The 19,945-nt window shown below is 60.1% G+C and carries 17 protein-coding genes; 12 read left to right on the top strand and 5 right to left on the bottom strand.

Annotated features, from left to right (window positions below; all coding sequences use genetic code 11):
- The first annotated feature begins 20 nt into the window (after positions 1-20).
- Genes ssuD through PMI29_RS29310 form a run of 4 tightly spaced genes read left to right on the top strand, consistent with a single transcriptional unit; the run spans position 21 to position 3,013 of the window.
- Positions 21-1,169, top strand: coding sequence for an FMNH2-dependent alkanesulfonate monooxygenase (gene ssuD, locus PMI29_RS29295; protein WP_007993142.1), 1,149 nt, complete (start codon positions 21-23; stop codon positions 1,167-1,169).
- A gap of 9 nt (positions 1,170-1,178) precedes the next feature.
- Positions 1,179-1,961: an aliphatic sulfonate ABC transporter permease SsuC gene (gene ssuC / locus PMI29_RS29300; protein WP_007993140.1), complete on the top strand. Its 783-nt coding sequence runs from the start codon at positions 1,179-1,181 to the stop codon at positions 1,959-1,961.
- The gene (gene ssuB, locus PMI29_RS29305; RefSeq protein ID WP_007993138.1) at positions 1,958-2,764 is read left to right on the top strand and encodes an aliphatic sulfonates ABC transporter ATP-binding protein; all 807 of its coding nucleotides are present in this window, start codon (positions 1,958-1,960) and stop codon (positions 2,762-2,764) included. Before ssuC ends, ssuB begins: the two co-directional genes overlap by 4 nt.
- A 33-nt stretch (positions 2,765-2,797) precedes the next feature.
- Positions 2,798-3,013: a TOBE domain-containing protein gene (locus PMI29_RS29310; protein ID WP_007967989.1), complete on the top strand. Its 216-nt coding sequence runs from the start codon at positions 2,798-2,800 to the stop codon at positions 3,011-3,013.
- A 130-nt stretch (positions 3,014-3,143) separates the two neighbouring features.
- Here PMI29_RS29310 and PMI29_RS29315 read toward each other — a convergent pair whose 3' ends face one another.
- Both PMI29_RS29315 and PMI29_RS29320 read right to left on the bottom strand, forming a co-directional pair.
- Entirely contained in the window at positions 3,144-3,782 is a 639-nt protein-coding gene (locus tag PMI29_RS29315; protein WP_007993136.1) for a TetR/AcrR family transcriptional regulator, read from the bottom strand.
- Between the two features lie 241 nt (positions 3,783-4,023).
- On the bottom strand, positions 4,024-5,400 hold the full coding sequence (locus PMI29_RS29320) for a glutamine synthetase family protein (RefSeq protein ID WP_007993134.1): 1,377 nt from the start codon (positions 5,398-5,400) through the stop codon (positions 4,024-4,026).
- Positions 5,401-6,067: 667 nt separating this feature from the next.
- Between PMI29_RS29320 and PMI29_RS29325 the strand changes: the two genes are divergently transcribed.
- The 7 genes from PMI29_RS29325 to PMI29_RS29355 all read left to right on the top strand — a co-directional run bounded on the left by PMI29_RS29325 (position 6,068) and on the right by PMI29_RS29355 (position 14,508).
- Positions 6,068-7,426, top strand: coding sequence for a glutamine synthetase family protein (locus tag PMI29_RS29325; protein WP_007993132.1), 1,359 nt, complete (start codon positions 6,068-6,070; stop codon positions 7,424-7,426).
- A 58-nt stretch (positions 7,427-7,484) separates the two neighbouring features.
- Entirely contained in the window at positions 7,485-8,849 is a 1,365-nt protein-coding gene (locus tag PMI29_RS29330) for an aspartate aminotransferase family protein (RefSeq protein ID WP_007993130.1), read from the top strand.
- A 189-nt stretch (positions 8,850-9,038) separates the two neighbouring features.
- A complete protein-coding gene (locus tag PMI29_RS29335) occupies positions 9,039-10,148 on the top strand; it encodes a polyamine ABC transporter substrate-binding protein (protein WP_007993128.1) in 1,110 nt (369 codons plus the stop codon).
- 243 nt (positions 10,149-10,391) lie between these two features.
- Positions 10,392-11,489, top strand: a complete 1,098-nt coding sequence (locus PMI29_RS29340) for a polyamine ABC transporter substrate-binding protein (RefSeq protein WP_007993127.1) — start codon at positions 10,392-10,394, stop codon at positions 11,487-11,489.
- 72 nt (positions 11,490-11,561) lie between these two features.
- The gene (locus PMI29_RS29345; protein WP_007993125.1) at positions 11,562-12,704 is read left to right on the top strand and encodes an ABC transporter ATP-binding protein; all 1,143 of its coding nucleotides are present in this window, start codon (positions 11,562-11,564) and stop codon (positions 12,702-12,704) included.
- A 35-nt stretch (positions 12,705-12,739) separates the two neighbouring features.
- Positions 12,740-13,621, top strand: coding sequence for an ABC transporter permease subunit (locus PMI29_RS29350; RefSeq protein ID WP_238541622.1), 882 nt, complete (start codon positions 12,740-12,742; stop codon positions 13,619-13,621).
- Positions 13,618-14,508 carry an ABC transporter permease subunit gene (locus PMI29_RS29355; protein WP_007993121.1) on the top strand — a complete coding sequence of 297 codons (891 nt, stop codon included), beginning with the start codon at positions 13,618-13,620 and terminating at the stop codon, positions 14,506-14,508. The genes PMI29_RS29350 and PMI29_RS29355 overlap by 4 nt, the downstream gene beginning before the upstream one ends.
- A gap of 135 nt (positions 14,509-14,643) precedes the next feature.
- On the opposite strand, the gene PMI29_RS29360 is transcribed toward PMI29_RS29355, so the two are convergent.
- On the bottom strand, positions 14,644-15,285 hold the full coding sequence (locus PMI29_RS29360; protein ID WP_007993118.1) for an HD domain-containing protein: 642 nt from the start codon (positions 15,283-15,285) through the stop codon (positions 14,644-14,646).
- A 306-nt stretch (positions 15,286-15,591) separates the two neighbouring features.
- On the opposite strand from PMI29_RS29360, the gene PMI29_RS29365 reads away from it, so the two are divergent.
- Positions 15,592-16,557, top strand: a complete 966-nt coding sequence (locus tag PMI29_RS29365; protein ID WP_033051858.1) for a GlxA family transcriptional regulator — start codon at positions 15,592-15,594, stop codon at positions 16,555-16,557.
- Positions 16,558-16,698: 141 nt separating this feature from the next.
- Here PMI29_RS29365 and PMI29_RS29370 read toward each other — a convergent pair whose 3' ends face one another.
- On the bottom strand, positions 16,699-19,098 hold the full coding sequence (locus PMI29_RS29370) for a penicillin acylase family protein (RefSeq protein ID WP_007993114.1): 2,400 nt from the start codon (positions 19,096-19,098) through the stop codon (positions 16,699-16,701).
- 88 nt (positions 19,099-19,186) lie between these two features.
- Positions 19,187-19,783 carry a DUF6436 domain-containing protein gene (locus PMI29_RS29375; RefSeq protein WP_007993112.1) on the bottom strand — a complete coding sequence of 199 codons (597 nt, stop codon included), beginning with the start codon at positions 19,781-19,783 and terminating at the stop codon, positions 19,187-19,189.
- Positions 19,784-19,945 lie beyond the last annotated feature (162 nt).

Here is a 19,945-nt window from a genome sequence, read left to right as displayed (position 1 = left end):
TTCCCCAAGGAGACCACTCCATGAGCCTCAATATTTTCTGGTTCCTGCCAACCCACGGCGACGGCCATTACCTTGGCACCGCCGAAGGCGCACGCGCCGTCGATCACGGTTACCTGCAACAAGTCGCGCAAGCCGCTGATCGTCTGGGTTTTGGCGGGGTGCTGATTCCGACCGGCCGTTCCTGCGAAGACTCGTGGCTGGTGGCGGCGTCGCTGATCCCGGTGACCCAGCGCTTGAAGTTCCTGGTTGCCCTGCGCCCCGGGATCATTTCCCCGACGGTGGCGGCGCGGCAGGCTGCGACCCTGGATCGACTGTCCGGCGGACGGGCGTTGTTCAATCTGGTAACCGGTGGTGATCCGGAAGAGTTGGCCGGTGATGGCCTGTTCCTCAGCCACGAAGAGCGTTATCAGGCCTCGGTGGAATTCACCCGTATCTGGCGCCGCGTGCTGGAAGGTGAAACCGTCGATTACGACGGTCAGCACATCAGCGTGAAGGGCGCGAAATTGCTCTATCCGCCAATCCAGCAACCGCGTCCGCCGCTGTACTTTGGCGGTTCCTCGGAAGCCGCACAGGATCTGGCCGCCGAACAGGTGGAAATGGTCCTGACCTGGGGCGAACCACCGGCCGCCGTCGCGGAAAAAATCGAACAGGTCCGGGCCAAAGCCGCCAGGCTTGGCCGCACCGTGCGCTTCGGCATCCGCCTGCATGTGATCGTGCGCGAAACCAACGATGAGGCCTGGAAAGCTGCGGATCGGCTGATCTCCCATCTCGACGACGACACCATCGCTCGTGCCCAGGCTTCGCTGGCGCGTTTCGATTCGGTCGGTCAGCAACGCATGGCCGCATTGCATGGCGGCAACCGCAACAACCTGGAAGTCAGCCCGAACCTGTGGGCCGGTGTCGGTCTGGTGCGCGGCGGTGCCGGTACGGCGCTGGTGGGCGATGGTCCGACCGTGGCTGCCCGCGTGAAGGAGTACGCGGACCTGGGCATCGATACGTTTATCTTTTCCGGATACCCACACCTGGAAGAGTCGTACCGGGTGGCCGAGTTGCTGTTTCCGCACCTTGATGTCGAACGTCCTGAACTGCCGAAAAGTGCTGGCTACGTCAGCCCGTTCGGCGAGATGGTCGCCAACGACATTCTGCCCAAAGCCGCGTCCCAGAGCTGAGGCGCTGTCATGAAGAAAATCATCCACAGCCTGACGCCCTGGGCGTTGCCGGTATTGTTGCTGGCGGTGTGGCAGTTGTCGGTGTCGGCGGGCTGGTTGTCGACACGGATCCTGCCGGCACCGATCGCCGTGATCGAGGCCGGCGTGAGCCTGGTGCGCAGCGGTGAAATCTGGACGCATCTGGCGATCAGTGGCTGGCGTGCCGCGTTGGGCTTCGCCATCGGTGGCGGCCTGGGCTTGACCCTGGGCTTCATCACCGGCCTGTCGAAGTGGGGCGAACGCTTGCTCGACAGTTCGGTGCAGATGATCCGCAACGTGCCGCATCTGGCGCTGATTCCTTTGGTGATCCTGTGGTTCGGCATCGACGAGTCGGCGAAGATTTTCCTGGTGGCGCTGGGCACGTTGTTCCCGATCTATCTCAACACCTATCACGGCATCCGCAATGTCGACCCGGCGCTGGTGGAGATGTCGCGCAGTTATGGCTTGTCCGGTTTCAGCCTGTTTTGGCAGGTGATCCTGCCGGGTGCGCTGCCTTCGATTCTGGTCGGCGTGCGCTTCGCCCTGGGTTTCATGTGGCTGACGTTGATCGTGGCGGAAACCATTTCCGCGAGTTCCGGCATTGGCTATCTGGCAATGAACGCCCGGGAGTTCTTGCAGACCGACGTGGTGGTGTTGGCGATTCTGCTGTACGCGGTGCTCGGCAAACTGGCCGACCTCGCGGCCCGTGGACTTGAACGTGTGTGGCTGCGCTGGCACCCGGCGTATCAGGTTGCCAAGGGAGGTGCGGCATGATCGCGGAGCAACCTCCACGCCTGCTGCGCGGGATTCCGCTGGCGGTGCGCAAGCTGCAAAAAACCTTTGGCTCGCGACAAGTCTTGCGTGAGATCGATCTGCACATTCCGGCGGGCCAGTTTGTAGCCGTGGTGGGTCGTAGCGGTTGCGGCAAAAGTACCTTGCTGCGATTGCTCGCCGGCCTCGATCGACCCTCGGGCGGTGAGTTGCTCGCCGGTGCCGCGCCATTGAGTGATGCGCGGGAAGACACGCGGCTGATGTTCCAGGAAGCGCGTTTGCTGCCTTGGAAAAAGATCATCGACAACGTCGGTCTGGGCCTCAAGGACAACTGGCGACCGCAAGCGTTGCAGGCTTTGGAGGCGGTTGGCCTGGCCGACCGCGCCAACGAGTGGCCGGCCGCGCTGTCCGGTGGACAGAAGCAACGCGTGGCTTTGGCTCGTGCGTTGATTCATCAGCCGCGCCTGCTGTTGCTCGACGAGCCCTTGGGTGCGCTGGATGCCCTGACCCGAATTGAAATGCAGCAACTGATCGAACGGCTCTGGCAACAGCACGGCTTCACGGTGTTGCTGGTGACCCACGACGTCAGCGAAGCGGTGGCGATTGCCGATCGGGTGATCCTGATCGAAGACGGTGAAGTCGGCCTCGACCTGCACGTGGAACTGCCGCGCCCTCGGGTGCGCGGTTCCCATCGGCTGGCGGCGCTGGAAACCGAAGTGCTCAATCGCGTGCTGGCGCTGCCCGGCCAGCCGCCGGAACCGGAACCTGTTTCACCCTTGCCTACGCAATTGCGCTGGGCTCAATAACTCAAGTCTTACCCAACGACAGGAATCAACACCATGACTATCAAGGCCATCAACGTTCGCAACCAGTTCAAAGGCTCCATCAAGGAAATCGTCCTCGGCGACGTGCTGTCGGAAATCGACGTGCAGACCGCGTCCGGCATCGTTACTTCTGTGATCACTACGCGCTCGGTGAAAGAGCTGGAGCTGGCCGTCGGCAGTGAAGTGATCGCGTTTGTGAAATCCACGGAGGTGTCGATCGCCAAATTGTAATCGTGCGCGTAAACGACAACCCCGAAGGGTTTGAGCCCTTCGGGGTTTTTTGTGCGGGTGATTCAGTGACAGCCGAGGTGTTGCCATCGCGAGCTTGCTCGCGATGAGGCCAGAGGGGCCAGCACAAGAGTCAGGCCGGAATGCTGCGCTTGGGCAGATAGGGCGGCAAATACAATCCAACGTAGGCATCAAACACCCGCATCCCTTCCTCAGCCATGCGCGGTGTAATCTGCCCATGCTGCTGCACCGAGCGCGCATACACCCGGTCGCCCAGCTCCATGGCCAAAGCGAACACATCGACGTCCCCCGGCAGCTTCGGCAGCTCGAAGTGGTGGTCGAAGAGTTTGTGCATCAGGTCGCCCAGTTCGATGTCGTGCTGACGGTCGGCCTGGGTGACTTCGGTCAGGCCGTGCTGGGCCAGTATGAGTTGGCGGGCGGCGGCGTCCTCTGCGTAGATGTCGAGCATGCGTTGCTCCACCAGTCGCGACAAATCGCGCCAGCCGCTCAAGGCGTCATGCTCGATCGGCGCTTGCAGGCAGGCGCGGAACGCGGCGTGGACGTCGGCGGTCAGGGCTTCGAGCAACGCCGGCACGCTGGCGAAGAAATGGTAGACCGAGGAGGGCGGAATCTCCGCGCGCTCGGCGACGCTGTAGATCGACAGACTGGCCACACCCTCGGCGGCCAACAACGTGCGGGCCGCATCGAGTATCGAATCGATCCGGGCCTGGCTGCGTGCGCGGGGTTTGCGGGGGGTGGCTACGCGTGTCATTGGAGTCTCCTGCGGGGCAGCGGGCATTGTACGAGTCGGGTTGTGTGTTGTCTGCCCGAACGCCTTCGTCGGAACGCCGCCCGGAGCAAGCCCGCTCCCACACTGGATTTGTGTTCAACGCAGATGTTGTGTTCGCAGAAGATCCCTGTGGGAGCGAGCTTGCTCGCGATCCGCCGAAGGCGGCCATAAAAAAACGCCGCAGGCTATCAGGCCGGCGGCGTTTCTTCACTACTGCAACCGCTTACACGGTATGCAGGTACCAGTTGTACTCGAGGTCGGAGATGGAATGTTCGAACTCCTCCAGCTCGCTCTCTTTACAGGCCACGAAGATATCGATGTATTTCGGATCGATGTACTTGGCCATGACTTCGCTGTCGTCCAGCTCGCGCAGGGCATCACGCAGGTTGTTCGGCAGGCTCTGCTCGTTCTGCTCGTAGCTGTTGCCTTCCACCGGATCACCTGGCTCGATCTGGTTGGTCAGGCCGTGGTGAATACCGGCCAGCACCGATGCCATCAGCAGGTACGGGTTGGCATCGGCACCGGCCACGCGGTGCTCGATACGTACGGAGTCTGGAGCACCGGTCGGGACGCGAACGGCCACGGTACGGTTGTCCAGGCCCCAGCTCGGCGAGTTCGGCACGTAGAACTGTGCGCCGAAACGACGGTACGAGTTGACGTTCGGGCAGAGGAACGCCATCTGCGCCGGCAGGGTCTCGAGCACACCGCCGATCGCGTGTCGCAGCGCGGCGTTCTGCTCGGGATCCTCGCTGGCGAAGATGTTGTTGCCTTCCTTGTCGAGAATCGAAATGTGCACGTGCAGACCATTACCCGCCTGGCCTGGGTACGGCTTGGCCATGAAGGTGGTGTCCATCTCATGGTCATAGGCGATGTTCTTGATCAGGCGCTTGAGCAGGACCGCGTAATCGCAGGCCTTGATCGCGTCTTTCACATGGTGCAGGTTGACTTCGAATTGTGCCGGGGCACTTTCCTTGACGATGGCGTCAGCCGGGATGCCCTGTTCCTTCGCGCCTTCGAGGATGTCTTGCAGGCAGTCGACGTATTCGTCGAGGTCGTCGATCAGGTACACCTGGGTCGACATTGGACGCTTGCCGGACACTGGCGAACGAGGCGGTTGCGGACGACCGTTCACGTTCTCCTGGTCGATCAGGTAAAACTCCAGTTCGAACGCGGCGCAGATGGTCAGGCCCATCTCGTCGAACTTGGCCACGACTTGTCGCAGCACTTCGCGCGGGTCGGCGAAGAAAGGGTCACCTTCGAGTTCGTGCATGGTCATCAACAGTTGCGCGGTCGGGCGCTTCTGCCATGGCTCGTTGCACAGGGTATCGGGGATTGGATAGCAGATTCGATCGGCGTCGCCGATGTCCAGGCCCAGGCCGGTGCTTTCCACCGTGGAGCCATTGATATCCAGAGCAAATAGAGAGGCCGGCAGGTTGATGCCTTTCTCGTAAACCTTGTGGAGGCTGGTGCGTTCGATGCGCTTGCCGCGCACCACACCATTCATATCCGCAATCAGAAGGTCAACGTACAGAACCTCAGGATGTTCCTTAAGGAACGCGTTCGCTTCGTTAAGCTGAACGGCACGCGGGGGTACCGACATGATGCAACACCTTTGTTGTTAAAAATATCAATCATTGATCTTTTCAGATTCCAGTCAACCCGAACGGCATGCCGAAGTCAAGCGAGGCCTTTTTTGCCCTAAAAAAGCGCTCGTGTGGCTTTTTTGAAGCACTTTTGGGCGTTTTTACTCCGCTTGGCGCGGTGACGGCCGCGGGCTTGAGCGGGCCGTGTTGTATTTTTTACGGGGGTGTTGTGTAAAAAAATGAACAAGGCTAAGCTCGAATCAAACCCATAACAGCAATAATACCGGGGTGCTTCATGTCTCGCCTGCCGATAATCGGCGTCACCGACTGCTCAAGACAGGTCGGTCGGCATGCTTATCACATCAGTGATGACACGTCCGTCCGTTCCGTGGCCTCAGCGGTTCCGGTGATCCTTCCGTCCCTGACGGTTCAACCGTCCCCGTCCGTTATTCTGGACGGTCGCGATGGCACCCCCATTACGGTTACTCCATTCAATATAGAACCGATTCACAATAGCGGCCTGACCATCGTTCAGGGCACCGCTCGCGATTCTGCACGCCCGGCTTCTGCAGCCGTGTCGGCAAGCACGATAATCTGCCGCGCAAACGCTCTACAACGCGACGCCGATGCGTCAAACAACGCCTGACCTTGAATGGGTCAGACAACTCAAGCCTAGAGGCATTTATGAGTAACAACCTCGACCAGCTCACCGATTGGTTGAAAAACCACAAGATCACAGAAGTCGAATGCATGATCGCCGACTTGACCGGGATTACCCGGGGCAAGATTTCGCCGACCAACAAATTCATCGCCGAAAAAGGCATGCGCCTGCCAGAAAGCGTTCTGTTGCAGACAGTGACCGGCGATTACGTCGAAGACGACATCTATTACGAACTGCTCGACCCGGCCGACATCGACATGATCTGCCGTCCCGACCAGAGCGCGGTGTACCTGGTGCCGTGGGCCATCGAGCCGACCGCCATCGTCATCCACGACACCTACGACAAGCAAGGCAACCCGATCGAGCTGTCGCCACGCAACGTGCTCAAGAAAGTCCTGAAACTCTATACCGACAAAGGCTGGCAGCCGATCGTGGCGCCGGAAATGGAGTTTTACCTGACCAAGCGCAGCGACGACCCGGACTACCCGCTGCAGCCGCCGATCGGTCGTTCCGGGCGCCCGGAAATCGGTCGCCAGTCGTTCTCCATCGAAGCGGCGAACGAATTCGATCCGCTGTTCGAAGACGTCTACGACTGGTGTGAACTGCAGGACCTGGACCTCGATACGCTGATCCACGAGGACGGCACCGCGCAGATGGAAATCAACTTCCGTCACGGCGATGCCCTGTCCCTGGCCGACCAGATCCTGGTGTTCAAGCGCACCATGCGCGAAGCCGCGCTCAAGCACGACGTGGCCGCGACCTTCATGGCCAAGCCAATGACCGGCGAGCCGGGCAGTGCCATGCACTTGCACCAAAGCATCATCGACATCGAGACCGGCAAGAACATCTTCTCCAATGAAGACGGGACCATGAGCCAACTGTTCCTGCACCACATCGGTGGCTTGCAGAAACACATCCCCGAGCTGTTGCCGCTGTTCGCACCCAACGTCAACTCGTTCCGCCGCTTCCTGCCGGACACCTCGGCGCCGGTGAACGTGGAGTGGGGCGAAGAGAATCGTACCGTGGGCCTGCGGGTGCCGGATGCGGGGCCGCAGAACCGTCGGGTGGAAAACCGCCTGCCGGGCGCCGATGCCAACCCGTACCTGGCGATTGCCGCGAGCCTGCTCTGCGGTTACATCGGCATGGTCGAAGGCCTGAACCCGAGTGCGCCGGTGGTGGGTCGTGGCTATGAACGCCGCAACCTGCGCCTGCCGCTGACTATCGAAGACGCGCTGGAGCGCATGGAAAACAGCGCGACCATCGAGCGTTACCTGGGCAAAAATTTCATCACTGGCTACGTTGCGGTCAAGCGGGCCGAGCATGAAAACTTCAAGCGCGTGATCAGTTCGTGGGAACGGGAATTCCTGCTATTCGCCGTCTGATTCGCCGGGCGCCGCTGTTGTCGGGCGGCGTTCTCACCTGGATTTTTAGGAGATTCGTATGACCAGCAACAATCCGCAAACCCGTGAATGGCAAACCTTGAGCAATGATCACCACCTGGCTCCGTTCAGCGACTTCAAGCAGCTGAAAGAGAAAGGCCCGCGGATCATCACCAACGCCAAGGGCGTTTACCTCTGGGACAGCGAAGGCAACAAGATCCTCGACGGTATGGCCGGTCTGTGGTGTGTCGCGATTGGTTATGGTCGCGATGAACTGGCCGATGCCGCCAGCAAACAGATGCGCGAGCTGCCTTACTACAACCTGTTCTTCCAGACCGCGCACCCGCCGGTCCTGGAACTGGCCAAGGCTATCTCCGACATCGCGCCGCAAGGCATGAACCATGTGTTCTTCACCGGTTCCGGCTCTGAAGGCAACGACACCATGCTGCGCATGGTTCGTCACTACTGGGCGATCAAGGGCCAGCCGAAGAAGAAAGTCATCATCAGCCGCAAGAACGGCTATCACGGTTCCACCGTGGCCGGCGCGAGCCTGGGTGGCATGACGTACATGCATGAACAGGGCGACTTGCCGATCCCGGGCATCGTTCACATTGCCCAGCCGTACTGGTTCGCCGAAGGCGGCGACATGACCCCGGAAGAATTCGGTGTATGGGCGGCCAACCAGCTGGAAGAAAAGATTCTGGAAGTCGGCGTCGACAACGTCGGTGCCTTTATTGCCGAGCCGATCCAGGGCGCTGGCGGCGTGATCATTCCGCCAGACACCTACTGGCCGCGCATCAAGGAAATCCTCGCCAAGTACGACATCCTGTTCGTGGCTGACGAAGTGATTTGCGGTTTCGGCCGTACCGGCGAGTGGTTCGGTACCGATTTCTACGGCCTCAAGCCAGACATGATGACCATCGCCAAGGGCTTGACGTCGGGCTACATCCCGATGGGTGGCCTGATCGTGCGTGACGAAGTGGTGGACGTGCTCAATGAGGGCGGTGACTTCAACCACGGCTTCACTTATTCCGGGCACCCGGTGGCGGCGGCTGTGGGGCTGGAAAACATCCGTATCCTGCGCGACGAAAAAATTGTCGAGCGCGTGAAGTCAGAAACGGCACCGTATTTGCAAAAGCGTCTGCGGGAACTGAACGATCACCCGCTGGTGGGTGAAGTTCGTGGGGTCGGGCTGTTGGCGGCCATCGAACTGGTCCAGGACAAGGCCACTCGCAAGCGTTACGAGGGCAAGGGCGTCGGCATGATCTGCCGTCAGTTCTGCTTCGATAATGGCCTGATCATGCGCGCAGTCGGCGACACCATGATCATCGCTCCGCCTCTGGTGATCACACCGGCGGAAATCGATGAACTGGTGACCAAGGCTCGCAAGTGCCTTGACCTGACCCTGAGTGCATTGCAGGGCTAAGTGCTAGGCTCTGAGCGAAGGTCCAACGTTCTGCATATGAAGTAGGAACTTTCGCTCAGAACTGTCAGAAAGCGTGGCCGTTTCCTTGAAAGACCGATGTGGATCTTGCCAGACTAGCCGCGGTTCCAGTTGCCCGGGTTCGGCCGCTGAACAAAGTGGTTCAAAAAAGAAAAATTTGGAGCATGACGCATGAAGGCATTAGGTAAAAAGCTTGCAGGCAAGACACTTCTCGCCCTGTCCGTCGCGGGCATGATGGCGGGTGCGGTTCAGGCGGACGACAAGGTGTTGCACGTCTACAACTGGTCCGACTACATCGCTCCGGACACCATCGCGAACTTCGAGAAAGAGTCGGGGATCAAGGTCGTTTACGACGTATTCGACAGCAACGAAACCCTGGAAGCCAAACTGCTGGCGGGCAAGTCCGGCTACGACGTGGTCGTGCCGTCGAACAACTTCCTGGCCAAGCAGATCAAGGCCGGCGTATATCAGGAGCTGGACCAGTCCAAGCTGCCTAACTGGAAAAACCTGAACCAGGATCTGCTCAAGGCCGTTTCGGTCAGTGACCCTGGCAACAAGCACGCCTTCCCGTACATGTGGGGCTCGATCGGCATCGGTTACAACCCGGAGAAGGTCAAGGCTGCGTTGGGCGTCGACACTATCGACTCCTGGGACGTGCTGCTCAAACCGGAAAACATCGCCAAGCTCAAGGGGTGCGGTGTGAGCTTCCTCGATTCGCCGACCGAAATGCTCCCGGTCGCGCTGCACTACCTGGGCCTGCCAACCGACAGCCAGAAGAAAGAAGACATCAAGAAAGCCGAGGAACTGTTCCTCAAGATTCGTCCTTCGATCACCTACTTCCACTCCTCCAAGTACATCTCGGACCTGGCCAACGGCAACATCTGCGTAGCGGTTGGCTACTCGGGTGACGTTCAGCAGGCCAAGTCCCGTGCTGCAGAGGCGGGTGACAAGGTCAAAGTCAGCTACGCCATTCCGAAAGAAGGCGCTGGCAGCTTCTTCGACATGGTCGCGATTCCCAAGGATGCCGAGAACGTTCAGGGCGCCTACAAGTTCATGACCTTCCTGCAGAAGCCTGAAGTCATGGCGGGTATCACCAACGCCGTACGCTTCCCGAACGGTAACGCCGCTGCAACAGCTCTGGTAGAAAAAGACATCACCAGCGATCCAGGCATCTACCCGCCAGCCGATGTGCAGGCCAAGTTGTATGCCATCGCCGACCTGCCAGCGGCAACCCAGCGTGAAATGACCCGGAGCTGGACCAAGATCAAGTCGGGCAAGTAAGTAGTTAAACCTTGTAGGAGCGAGCTTGCTCGCGAAAAAAGCCGGAACACCGCAGGGTGTCAGGCACCACGCGTTATCGTTGACGACCATCGCGAGCAAGCTCGCTCCTACAAGGGTCTGCATAAAAGTTTTGCTGGAACGGTTTTTCGAGGGTAAGTTGCGCGCCGGTTTTGTTGCCGGGCAACCACGGTTGCCATGTAACGCGGGGCAACTTGGGCCCAACTAATTTTAGAGGACCTCCACTTGCCTGTTTTTTCTTTGTTGCGCAATGCCATGCTGGTTGGCGTCGGGCTGACGATTGCAGTCAGTGTTCAGGCCGCCGGCACCGTGCATATTTATAACTGGTCGGACTACATCGGCGAGACGACACTGGCCGACTTCCAGAAAGAGACCGGCATCAAGCCGGTTTATGACGTCTTTGATTCCAACGAAACCCTGGAAGGCAAGTTGCTCGCCGGGCGTACCGGCTACGACGTGGTCGTGCCGTCGAACCACTTCCTCGGCAAGCAGATCAAGGCCGGGGCGTTCCAGAAGCTCGACAAGTCACAGTTGCCGAACTATTCGAACCTCGACCCGGTGCTGCTCAAGCGCCTGGAACAGAACGATCCGGGTAATCTGTACGCCGTGCCGTACCTGTGGGGCACCAACGGCATCGGTTACAACGTCGACAAGATCAAGGCTGTGCTGGGCGTCGACAAGATCGATTCCTGGGCTGCGGTATTCGAACCGGAGAACATCAAGAAGCTGAACAGTTGCGGCGTGGCGTTCCTCGATTCTGCCGATGAAATGATGCCGACGGTCCTCAACTACATGGGCCTGAACGCCAACAGCACCAACCCCGAAGACTACAAAAAGGCCGAAGCCAAATTGCTGGCAGTCCGGCCTTACGTGACCTACTTCCACTCCTCCAAATACATCGCGGATCTGGCCAACGGCGATATCTGCATCGCGATCGGCTTTTCCGGCGACATGTTCCAGGCCCGGAACCGCGCGGCTGAAGCGAAGAAAGGCGTGAACATCGCCTACTCGATCCCGAAGGAGGGCGGCGCGCTCTGGTTCGACATGCTGGCGATTCCGAAGGACTCGGCCAACGTCAAGCAGGCCCACGCCTTCATCAACTATTTGCTGAAGCCTGAGGTGATTGCCCAGGTCAGTGATTACGTCGGCTATGCCAACCCTAACCCGGGGTCGGACAAACTGATGGAACAGTCCATTCGCACCGACGAAGCGGTTTATCCACCGCAAGAGGTGCTCGACAAGACCTACGTGTCGGTCGAGTTACCGCCGAATATTCAACGTTTGATGACCCGCAGCTGGACCAAGGTCAAGTCGGGTAAATAGTTTCAAGGCTCAGACTATCCAGGTTGGCTCACCTTGAGCGAACTGCACTCTTTTTTTTTGGGAGTTTCGTAAATGGCAGTTGCCTCCGGCGCCTATAAGAAAGCCCTCGAGGGCGACCAGCAACCTAAGCAGGTGCTGGTCAAAATCGACCGGGTCACGAAGAAGTTCGACGAGACGATTGCCGTGGACGATGTGTCCCTGGAAATCAAGAAAGGCGAAATTTTCGCCCTGCTCGGCGGTTCGGGATCGGGCAAATCCACTTTGCTGCGCATGCTCGCCGGTTTCGAGCGACCGACCGAAGGCCGGATCTTCCTCGATGGCGTAGACATCACCGATATGCCGCCGTACGAGCGTCCGATCAACATGATGTTCCAGTCCTACGCGCTGTTCCCGCACATGACCGTGGCGCAGAACATCGCCTTCGGTCTCAAGCAGGACAAGATCCCGAACGCTGAAATCGACGCCCGCGTGGCCGACATGCTCAAGCTGGTGCAGATGAGCCAGTATGCCAAGCGCAAGCCGCATCAGTTGTCCGGTGGTCAGCGTCAGCGAGTGGCCCTGGCCCGTTCCCTGGCCAAGCGACCGAAACTGCTGCTGCTCGACGAGCCGATGGGCGCACTGGACAAGAAACTGCGTTCGCAAATGCAGCTGGAGCTGGTGGAGATCATCGAGCGCGTCGGCGTAACCTGCGTGATGGTGACCCACGACCAGGAAGAGGCCATGACCATGGCCGAGCGCATCGCGATCATGCACCTGGGCTGGATCGCCCAGATCGGCAGCCCGATCGACATCTACGAAACCCCGACCAGCCGCCTGGTCTGCGAGTTCATCGGCAACGTCAACATCTTCGACGGTGAAGTGATCGACGACGCCGAAGGCCACGCGACCATCACCTGCAAAGACCTGGACCGCAAGATTTATGTCGGCCACGGCATCAGCACCTCAGTGCAAGACAAATCCGTGACCTACGCGATCCGTCCGGAAAAACTGCTCGTGACCCCGACCATGCCGACCTGTGAATACAACTGGTCCAGTGGCAAGGTGCACGACATTGCCTACCTCGGCGGTCACTCGGTGTTCTACGTCGAATTGCCGAGCGGCAAGATCGTCCAGTCCTTCGTGGCCAACGCCGAACGCCGTGGCGCTCGTCCGACCTGGGGTGATCAGGTCTACGTGTACTGGGAAGACGACAGTGGCGTGGTACTTCGCTCATGAACATGCGCAAACTCAAACGCCGACTCAATCGAATAATTCCCGGTGGCCGCCAACTGGTCATCGGGGTTCCCTTCATCTGGTTGTTCCTGTTCTTCATGTTGCCGTTCTTCATCGTCCTGAAGATCAGCTTCGCCGAAGCGGACGTGGCCATTCCGCCGTACACCGAAATCTACAGCTACGCCGAGCAGAAGCTGCAACTGCTGCTTAACCTGGGCAACTACGCGATGCTGGGTGGTGACGAGCTGTACATCGCCGCTTACCTCGGCTCGTTGAAAATGGCGCTTTTCAGCACCATCCTCTGCCTGTTGATCGGCTACCCGATGGCCTACGGCATCTCCGTTGCCCGCAAGGAAGTGCAGACGGTGCTGGTGCTGCTGATCATGATGCCGACCTGGACCGCGATCCTGATCCGCGTTTATGCGTGGATGGGCATCCTCAGCAACAATGGCCTGCTCAACGGTTTCCTGATGAGCATGGGCTGGATCGACGAGCCGCTGCAGATCCTCAACACCAACCTGGCGGTCTACATCGGCGTGGTTTACTCCTACCTGCCGTTCATGATCCTGCCGCTGTACGCCAACCTGGTGAAGCACGACCATAGCCTGCTGGAAGCCGCTTCCGACCTCGGTTCGAGTACGTTCAACAGCTTCTGGAAAATCACCGTGCCGCTGTCGAAAAACGGCATCATCGCCGGCTGCATGCTGGTGTTCATTCCGGTGGTGGGCGAGTTCGTGATCCCGGAACTGCTCGGCGGTCCGGAAACCCTGATGATCGGTAAAGTGCTCTGGCAAGAGTTCTTCAACAACCGTGACTGGCCGGTGGCGTCTGCCCTGGCGGTGGTGATGCTGGCGATCCTGATTGTGCCGATCATCCTGTTCAACCGCAGTCAGGCCAAGGAAATGGAGGGTAAAGAATGAAGCGCTTCCGTTTCTCCAGCCTGATGCTGGTACTGGGTCTGTTGTTCATCTACCTGCCGATGCTGATCCTGGTGATCTACTCGTTCAACGCCTCGAAACTGGTAACGGTGTGGGGCGGCTGGTCGATCAAGTGGTACGTCGGCCTGCTCGACAACAGCCAACTGATGGGCTCGGTGGTGCGTTCGCTGGAAATCGCCTGCTACACGGCGGTGGCCGCGGTGGCACTGGGTACATTGGCGGCGTTCGTCCTGACGCGTATTACGCGCTTCAAGGGCCGCACCCTGTTCGGTGGCCTGGTCACCGCGCCGCTGGTGATGCCTGAGGTGATCACCGGCCTGTCGCTGTTGCTGCTGTTCGTGGCCATGGCGCAGATGATCGGCTGGCCGCAGGAGCGCGGCATCGTCACCATCTGGATCGCCCACACCACGTTCTGTGCGGCGTATGTGGCGGTGGTGGTCTCGGCACGCCTGCGCGAGCTGGACCTGTCCATTGAAGAAGCAGCCATGGACCTCGGTGCGAAACCGTGGAAGGTGTTCTTCCTGATCACCATCCCGATGATCGCGCCGTCACTGGCAGCGGGCGGCATGATGTCCTTCGCCCTGTCCCTCGATGACCTGGTGCTGGCGAGCTTCGTATCCGGTCCGGGGTCCACGACTCTGCCGATGGAAGTGTTCTCGGCGGTACGTCTGGGCGTGAAGCCCGAGATCAACGCCGTGGCCAGCCTGATCCTGCTGGCGGTGTCCATCGTGACCTTCCTGGTCTGGTTCTTCAGCCGTCGCGCCGAAGAAAGCCGCAAGCGTGCGATCCAGCAAGCGATCGAAGAAGCGGCAGCCGATTCGTGGAAGCAACCGGACGTGCGTCGCGCGCAGGCACCGGAAGCGGCTTGAGCCTGAAGTCGGGTTGACCACGCTCTTGTGATCAACCCAATCCTCTGTAGGAGCGAGCTTGCTCGCGAAGGTGTGTCAGTCGAGGTCTATGTGGCTGATTCACCATCGCGAGCAAGCTCGCTCCTACAAAGTTTTTTATGCAGTCCAGGGGGATTTGCGGATGACCTCGACGAAGTTCATCGGTTTGAACCCCGGCTCCTGATCCACCAACACATCAGTCTTCACATTGCCGAACGTGGTCTGCGGACGATGACGCAAGCCGTCGGCAAACGCGCAGATGATGCACTCCTTGAATCCTTCGCCCCGTGGATGCGCATGCACCACCGCTTCGCGCTGCACGGCGGGGAACGCCGCGTAATCCATGCCCAGCACGTCCATCTCGACGCCCGCCGTGACCAGCGCTACGGTGGGTCGCAAGTGCTGAGGCACGCCCGGTGTGGTGTGAAGGGCAATCGATAGCCAGACCTGTTCGATATCGTCATCGCTCAGTCCGTAAGGCTTGAGAAACGCTGCTGCCGCGTTGGCGCCATCGACTTCGAATCGTTCGTTATCACTGCGATGACCTTGCACCAGGCCCAGGTCATGGAACATTGCCCCGACGTACAGCAACTCCGGATTGTAGGCCAGTTGCTTGCGCTCACCGCTCAGAGCACCGAACAGGAATACCCGGCGCGAGTGGTGGTAGAGCAGGTCCGATTCGATGTCACGGATGTATTCGGTGGTGGCCTTGGCCAATGCGCTGTCGGGGATATTGATGCCGGCGATGGTGGTGCTCATGGAGTTTTCCTCGTCGTGAACGCCTTGGCGGCGCTGAGGGTTTCAGTCTGTTCCGGCCCCCGAAGCCGGACAATCGATCCATGGCTGCGATCCCGGCCAATGAGCGTGCATATCGCGCCAACCTCGCTTGTTGCGCTTGGTTTGGCTAGGGTGCATGCATACCTTGTAGGAGCGAGCTTGCTCGCGATGGATGTCAACGAAGACGAGGGTTGCCTGAATGAACGCGGCGTCCTCACGTCCATCGCGAGCAAGCTCGCTCCTACAGGTGTGCGTTGCCATTCAATGCCATCAGAGACGTTTCGAACCATGAGTAAAACCGTTGCCATCGTGGTCTTCGCCGGCGTCCAGTCGCTGGACGTCACCGGACCCATGGATGTGTTTTCCGAGGCCAACCGTTTTCTTGCCCCGGCAGATCACTATCGTCTGGAGGTGATTGGCGTCGAACACGGGATGATGGCGTGCTCCAACGGGTTGGCACTCAATGCCCATCGGCATTTCAGCGAAGCGCTGGAGGGGTACGACTTGTTATTGGTAGCGGGCGGGCCGCAGCTGCCGTTCATGAGTTTCGGCGCGGCATTCGACACTTGGCTACGCAGTGCCTGCGGGCGGGCACAACGGTTTGGCTCGATCTGCAACGGCGCCTTCATGCTCGCCCGGGCCGGGTTGCTGGAGGCGCGCACGGTCACCACCCACTGGAGTGATGCGTCAGCGCTGGCGACGTTGTGCCCGTCGACCCGGGTTGAAGCGGACCGCCTTTACATGGAGGACGGGGAGTTGTTCACCTCCGCGGGGGTCACGGCGGGGATCGATCTGTCCCTGTATCTGCTGGGCCGTGATCATGGGCCGGAAGTGGCACTGAACGTCGCCAAGCGGCTGGTGGTGTTCACTCAGCGTTCGGGCGGACAGTCGCAGTTCAGTCCCTTCCTCACACCCCATGCCGAACCGGACTCGGCGGTGGCGATGGTCCAGCATTACGTGCTGGCCAACCTGACGGGCGACCTGACTATCGCCGACCTGGCCAATGCAGCCAACATGAGCGCGCGCAATTTTTCCCGGGTGTTTGCCAGGGAAGCGAAAATCACCCCGGCCGAGTTCGTCGAGCGCGCGCGGGTCGATGCGGCGCGGGTGATGCTCGAAAGCACCCGCGCGCCGCTCAAGACCGTGGCCTATCAATGCGGCTTTCGCGATGCCCAGCACATGCGCAGCGTGTTCAATCGCAGGCTGGGGGTGACGCCGCAACAGTTCCGGCTGAACTTTGCGGCGATGGTTTGAAGTTTTGTTTCGTTCTTCAGGGCCTCATCGCGAGCAAGCTCGCTCCCACAGGTTTTTCTGGTGTTCACGCAATTTGTGTTCGACACAGATCCCTGTGGGAGCGGGCTTGCCCGCGAAGGGGCCGGTTCAGCCAATGCAAAATTACTGAGCCGCCCGCGCCGGCAACAGCTTCAAGGTGCTGCGGGTATTAGCCGCGACTTCTTCGTCATTGAGATGCGCCTGGAAATACATCCCCTCGATGTAGGCCTCAGCCTGATCATCATAGTGACTGTCGAACGGTATGCCGCTCTGGCCAACCGGGTTGACGGTCAAACTGTGGGCCGGGTCGGCGAAGTCGATCAGGCGGCGGGTCGAGGGGCCGTAGGTGACAGGCCATGGTGCCGGGCCGATTTTCGCCGAGAGATTGTTCGGCACTTCATGACTGCCGGGTGCGGCGAAGGGGCCGACGTTGAAGATCAGGTCCAGGGGCTTTTGCTGCCCCAGCGGATGACCATGGGTCAATGTGTGCGCATTGCCCCACTGCCATTGTGTGAAGTCTGCGCCGAGGGTGGTCTTGAGGTGCGCGATGCTGGCCTGCCACGCAGCCTTGACCGTATCGGCACGGGTTTCGTTGCCGAGGGTGTCGCGGTTGTCCCACCACGGCGAATCGGCACTGGCGGCCAGGCGGGGTAGCGCGGCGTCGATCACCCGGGTCGAGAGCAGCGTCTCGAAGAAGTCGTTACCCAGCTCATCGTGCATCGTCGCTTCAGCCAGGTTGAACAGGAACTGGTTGAACAGCGTGGCGCTGGTCGAATCGAGCGGGTAATCGCCTTTCCACTGGGCCAGTTGCTCCACGAGCTTGAGCTCGGCGGGATCGCTCACCACTTCGCGCAGCACCGGCAACAGCGGCGCCAACAGGCGCGGGCCGTAGGCGGTGGTGGTGCCCAGTTGCAGCGTCTGGCTGTTTTCCAGGTCCCATTTGACGGCTTTGTCGCCAAGCTGGCGATTGAGCTGCTGGCCGCGATCGGCAAGGTTGTAGTAGCCGGGAATCTCCATGCCAGTCGGCGACACCGGCTGGAAGTTGGCCGAGACGATGTAGCCCCGCGCCGGGTTTTCTTCCTGGGGGTTGGCCGTGAACGGGTAGAAACCGTCCTTGTCGGCCTCGGTGGTGCTGCCGTCGAGGATGAACCACGGGCGTACACCCGCCGGGCGCTTGGGCAATTGCGCAGCCGCCCACCAGCCGATGTCACCCTTGGCATTGGCCCAGACCACGTTCAGGCCCGGTGCCTGGATTTTTGCCGCGGCGCCACGGGCCTTGGCCAGGGTGTCTGCGCGATTGAGCTGGTAGAAGCCCTCCAGGATCGGATTCTGGCTTTCGAGAAACGCCCACCACATGGCAATCGGCGTTTTGCCGACGGCGTTGCCCAAGGCATCGTTGACGATCGGACCATGGGGCGATTGACGCAGCACCAGCGTCACTGGTTCCTGACCCTTGACCGCAATCTTCTGTTCGCTGGTGACCATGTCCACCCATTTTCCGCGATACCAGACCTGATTGGGGTTGTCCGGGTTGACCTTCTCGGCGATCAGGTCGAGGTCATCGTTCTGGAACATGGTGATGCTCCAGCCGAAGTCACGGTTCATGCCCAGGGAGGCGAACGGCATCAAGGCCTGATAGTGGCCGTAGAGTTCAAAGCCCGGTGCCGAGAGGTGCGCTTCGTACCACACCGACGGCGCGGAAAAGCGGATATGCGGATCGCCCGCCAGCAGTGGCTTGCCGCTTTGGGTCCGGTTGCCTGCGACGACCCACGCGTTGCTGCCTTCGAACTGTGGCAGGCCGTTGTCAGCCAGGGCTTGTTCGCTCAGGCGGGCGAGGGCGTTGAGGTCTTTCCAGTCGGCGCTGGCCAGTGAGGGCGCGGTCCCGTTGAGCACGCCCTTGGGCTGCCAGTCGAGATCGAAGATGTTCAGGTATTCGGGGCCCAGTTGATCGCGCACGAATGTCAGCAAGGGTTCAGTACGAAATGCCGCGGCAAAACTGTAGGCCATGTAACCGGCGATGCTGATGGTGTCCTGGGCCGTGAACGGGCGTTTTGGAATGCCCAGCACGTCGAACTCCACGGGTTTGGCGTGGCTGTCCTGATACTGGTTGATGCCATCTAGATAGGCTTGCATGGCGATGTAGGAGGGTGACAGCTTGTCGAGATTCGCAAAGTAGGTTTCGGCGCGTTCGCGAATGCGCAGGCTGCGCATCAGTTTGTCGGTGTCGAGCAATTTTGGCCCGAGCACTTCGGCCAGTTCGCCACGGGCCAGGCGACGCAGGACTTCCATCTGGAACAGGCGGTCCTGGGCATGCACATAGCCGAGGGCGCGGTACAGGTCGGTTTCGTTGTCGGCGCGGATGTGCGGGATGCCGCGCTCGTCGTAGCGCACGGTGACGGAGCCTTGCAGATGTTGCAGTTCCACCATGCCCTGGCGTGACGGCTGCTTGCTGTAGAGGTACCCGCCGGCCCCGGCGGCCAGCACGACGATCAACAGCGCGAGAGCGGTCAGGCTGCGTTTCATGGCGACTCCTTGTTGTTATGGTGATTCCTGGTGCCACTGTGTAACACGGTGCATCGGTTTGGCGCATCGCCCGTAGGAGGGATTCGTATTACCGCGTCTTTCCCTGTTTCGCCGGATCGACAGGCCATGGGCAATAACACCCCACCGCCAGTGTGTGCGTGGCACTCACCGCACGGCCTTCATCCAGAGCTTGCAGGATGGGTTCGATAAAGCTGTTGCTGGAATTGCAGGTCAGGCCTTCGCTGTAGGGGCCGAAGTACGCCAGTTTGCCGCTGCGGTCCCAGATCGCCACGGCCGGGCTGGCGGGGACCTGTTCGGAGCCGGGCAGGATGTCGATGGATTTGAGGCTGCTCAAGGTGCCCGGTAACTGACCGTGGCTGCCGGTTTTCTGCACGGCATAGAACTCCACGCCATGGGGTGCATAGCGCTCGACCAGTTCGCTCAGGTGTTGTTGATTGCCAACATTGCATGGGCAGGCCGGGTCCCAGAAATGCACCAGGCGGATGGGACCGGGGCCGGCGAGGGATTCTGGAAGGCGCAGCGGATCCCCCGAAAACATCGCCGTGTGCTCGCTGAACGCCCGCAGGTAACGCCCCTGGAACCAGTCGTAGGCCGCCCACAGCACGCCGGCACACACCACGGCGAACAGGCTGGCAAACAGGGTGGTGCGAAAGGGCGGGCGCATCGGTTCAATCCTCGAAGGGCGGCTAGCTTGCCATGCTTGCCGCGACAGAAGAATATCGCAGGCCTATAAAGTCCGTTTCACGTTCTGGAATCGTCCATGCCGGCTACCTTCGACCCCGATCTTCTACGCGCAAGCCTGTTGCCACTGGCGGCCGGGCAGCCG

This window comes from Pseudomonas sp. GM49 (assembly GCF_000282355.1).
Taxonomy (GTDB): domain Bacteria; phylum Pseudomonadota; class Gammaproteobacteria; order Pseudomonadales; family Pseudomonadaceae; genus Aquipseudomonas.
Note: the sequence above shows the minus strand (reverse complement) of the source record. Positions and strands in the feature narration are given on the sequence as shown.